Raw genomic sequence first — 3,354 nt, forward strand, 5'->3', positions numbered from 1 at the left:
GATGCAACGTGTTTTGTCCTTTTGACAGGTTCAAAAAGACATTTTGGACCCCGATGCAACGCGTTTTGTCCTTTTGACTGCTTCAAAAGGACATTTCGGGACCGGATGCAACGTGTTTTGTCCTTTTGGCAGCTTCAAAAGGACATTCCGAGACCAGATACAGCTTGTTTTGTCCTTTTTACAGCTTCAAAAAGACATTTCGGGCCCAGATACAGCTTGTTTTGTCCTTTTGACAGCTTCAAAAAGACATTTCGGGCCCGGATGCAGCGTGTTTTGTCCTTTTGACAGCTTGAAAAAAACATTTCAGGCCTAGGTGCGGCTCCTTTTTGTCTTGAATACTCCAAAAAAAACAATTTGCTATGGTCCCGCGATTTCATTTGTGTTTTTAAATGCCTCCCTGAAACAACAGTAAGCTTACTTTTGCCATATTTTATAGCAAACCAAAGTATCTTGTTCAGCCCTTTTTGGATTTCCCCCATTTCTCCGGTTCCCGCCGCCATTCCTCGAGTGTCGCCAAGTCTTCTTCCCGGATCAGCCCCCTTTCTACGCCAACCTGAAGCAGTGTGGAGTAATTCGATAAGGAGTAAGCGGTGATGCCTTCTTTTGCAAAATTTGCCGCTCCGGCCGGAAGTTCATATGTAAAAATCGAGACAACGCCGAGCACTTCGCAGCCGGCTTCCCGTAATGCGCGGACAACGGTGAGCACGCTGCCGCCGGTTGAAATTAAATCTTCGACAACGACAACTTTTTGCCCGGTGGAAACCCGCCCTTCGATCTGGTTGCCCTTGCCGTGTGTTTTTGCACTCGAACGGACGTATACCATTGGCAAATTCATCAGGTCGCTGACAAAAGCGGCGTGGGCAATCCCGGCAGTTGCCGTGCCTGCCACCACTTCCGTTTCCGGGAAGTGTGCTTCGATCAGCTTTTTCAGTCCGATGGCGATTTCTTTCCGCAGGTTCGGATAGGACAATGTAATGCGATTATCGCAGTAAATTGGCGATTTGATTCCGGATGACCATGTAAAAGGTTCACCGGGTTTTAAAAAAACAGCTTCAATGTCAAGCAATTGTCCGGCAATGTATTTTTCCATTATTCGTTCCCCCATTGTTGTTTCACTTTTAAATAAGCTTCGTACGGGTCGGGCGCTTTCGTAATCGAACGCCCGACGACAATTGCGGTCGAACCGAGTTCCCTTGCCTTCGCAGGTGTAACGACACGTTTCTGATCGGAAACATCATCTCCGGCCAGCCGGATGCCCGGCACCACTTTCAAAAACGCCCCGCCGAGCCGCGCCGTAATATCAGGGGCTTCAAATGCGGAGCAGACAACACCGTCAAGCCCTGCATCATAAGCAAGCACAGCGTAATCCAGCACTGATTCGCGCAGCGGTTTTAAAATGCCCTGTTCTTTTTGCATTTGCGTTTCAGAGGTGCTTGTTAGCTGTGTTACTGCGAGAATCGCCGGGCGTTTTTTCCCTGCAGGGGTGCCGGCTTCCAAACCAGCCAAAGCGGCTTTCATCATGTCCGAACCGCCGGCGGCATGGACGTTCACCATATCCACTCCAAGCCGTGCCAGCCCTTTCATTGCCCGCCCCACTGTATGTGGAATGTCATGCAGCTTTAAATCAAGAAAAATATCATGCCCCATTTCTTTGAGGGCAGCAATCAAACAAGGGCCGGTCTGGTAAAACAGTTCCATTCCCACTTTGACATAGAGCGGTTCGCCGCCAAACTGCTGTAAAAAAGCGAGCGTTTCTTCTTCCGATGAAAAATCAAGGGCGATGATCGGTTTATGCATGCTGCGTGTGGCTCCTTCCTATCAGGTCTTGAATGCTTTCGGCGCCGAGCTGTTCCATCACAGCCGGCAGTTCACGGATGATGCGCGGGCAGGCGAGCGGATCAATAAAATTCGCGGTACCGACTGCGACTGCACTGGCGCCGGCGTATAAAAATTCCACTGCATCTTCTGCCGTCATAATACCGCCCATGCCGATAATGGGGATATCCACTTCCCGGCTCACCTCGTAAATCATCCGGACAGCAACCGGTTTGACGGCCGGTCCCGAGAGCCCCCCTGTTTCATTGGCGAGAAGCGGGCGCGCCGTTTTCAAATCGATTTTCATGCCAAGGAGTGTGTTAATCATCGTGAGCCCGTCGGCACCGCCGGCTTCTGCTGCCTTGGCAATCGCCACAATATCCGTGACATTCGGGGAAAGTTTTACATACACCGGCACTTCCGAAACAGCTTTTACTTGCCGTGTCAGTTCAAACGCCATCTCCGGATCGGTACCGAATGCGATGCCGCCGGATTTCACGTTTGGGCAGGAAATATTGAGTTCAAGCGCGTGCACATTCGGCGCTTTTGAAAGGCGGGTGGACACGTAGACATAATCTTCAAAAGTGGAGCCCGCTACATTCGCAATGATTGGAACATCATATGACTGTAAAAACGGGAGCTCTTCCACAAGCACACTTTCCAGCCCCGGATTTTGCAGGCCGATTGCATTCAGCATGCCGGCTTCCGTTTCCGCAATCCGCGGGACCGGGTTGCCGAAGCGCGGTTCTGTTGTTGTCGCTTTAATCATGATCGCGCCCAGTTCGCTCAAATCATACCAGCGGCTGTACTCACGCCCGAAACCGAAGCAGCCCGATGCCGGCATGACCGGATTTTTCAAGGACAAGCCCGGCAGTTCGACGTGCAAATCCGGAAGAACACGGCGCTTTATTCCCCGTCTTTCGGCATGGTCTTTAGGTGAATCCGGGGGAACACGACACTCTATTCCCCGTCTTTCAGCATGATGTTCAGACAAATCCGGGGGAACACGGCGCTCTATTTCCCGTCTTGCAGCATGATGTTCAGGCAAATCCGGAAGAACACGGTGCTCTATTTCCCGTCTTTCAGCATGATGTTCAGGCAAATCCGGGGGAACGCGGTGCTTTACTTCCCGTCTTTCATCATGGTGTTCAGGTAACTCGGTCATATTAGGATCTCCCCCATTTCAAATACAGGCCCGTCGCTGCATACTTTTTTCGAAGCGGTGCCGGTTGGGTCATTTTTCGGGCGGCAGACGCACCCGTAGCAAGCGCCGGTTCCGCACGCCATCCGTTCTTCAAGCGAGAAAAAGCCGCGCTGCCCCGGGTATGCCGCTTCCAATGCGCGCAGCATCGCAGCCGGGCCGCATGCGTACAAACAGTCAAATGCCCAATTCTCCGCCGCCAGTACATCCGTTACAAACCCTTTCGTCCCCCATGAACCGTCCACCGTTGCGACGGATGTCGGGGCAAGGGTTGAAAACTTCTCCACGTAAAAAGCGCGGGCCGCCGATTCAAACCCGAGCACGTGGCGGACTTCAAC

Annotated in this window: 4 protein-coding genes; all 4 read right to left on the reverse strand. The window is 51.9% G+C overall.

The genetic code is table 11. From position 1 onward, the window contains the following. Positions 1 to 454: 454 nt before the first annotated feature. Complete coding sequence (gene pyrE / locus P9687_RS17175; protein ID WP_035181877.1) at positions 455 to 1,090, reverse strand: orotate phosphoribosyltransferase; 636 nt, start codon at positions 1,088 to 1,090, stop codon at positions 455 to 457. Further along, complete coding sequence (pyrF, locus tag P9687_RS17180; RefSeq protein ID WP_014095534.1) at positions 1,090 to 1,797, reverse strand: orotidine-5'-phosphate decarboxylase; 708 nt, start codon at positions 1,795 to 1,797, stop codon at positions 1,090 to 1,092. Before pyrF ends, pyrE begins: the two co-directional genes overlap by 1 nt. Next, the gene (locus tag P9687_RS17185) at positions 1,790 to 2,701 is read right to left on the reverse strand and encodes a dihydroorotate dehydrogenase (RefSeq protein WP_035181882.1); all 912 of its coding nucleotides are present in this window, start codon (positions 2,699 to 2,701) and stop codon (positions 1,790 to 1,792) included. Before P9687_RS17185 ends, pyrF begins: the two co-directional genes overlap by 8 nt. A gap of 275 nt (positions 2,702 to 2,976) precedes the next feature. Then, on the reverse strand, positions 2,977 to 3,354 hold a 378-nt coding region (locus P9687_RS17190), incomplete at its 5' end, for an iron-sulfur cluster-binding protein (protein ID WP_443089694.1).

The organism is Weizmannia sp. CD-2023 (assembly GCF_036225245.1).
GTDB classification, from domain to species: Bacteria; Bacillota; Bacilli; order Bacillales; family Bacillaceae_C; genus Weizmannia; species Weizmannia faecalis.

What these genes read in the sequence shown, in the direction of transcription:
- pyrF (WP_014095534.1), bottom strand. Translation starts at nt 1,797, where the DNA reads ATGCATAAACCGATCATCGCCCTTGATTTTTCATCGGAAGAAGAAACG.
- pyrE (WP_035181877.1), bottom strand. Translation starts at nt 1,090, where the DNA reads ATGGAAAAATACATTGCCGGACAATTGCTTGACATTGAAGCTGTTTTT.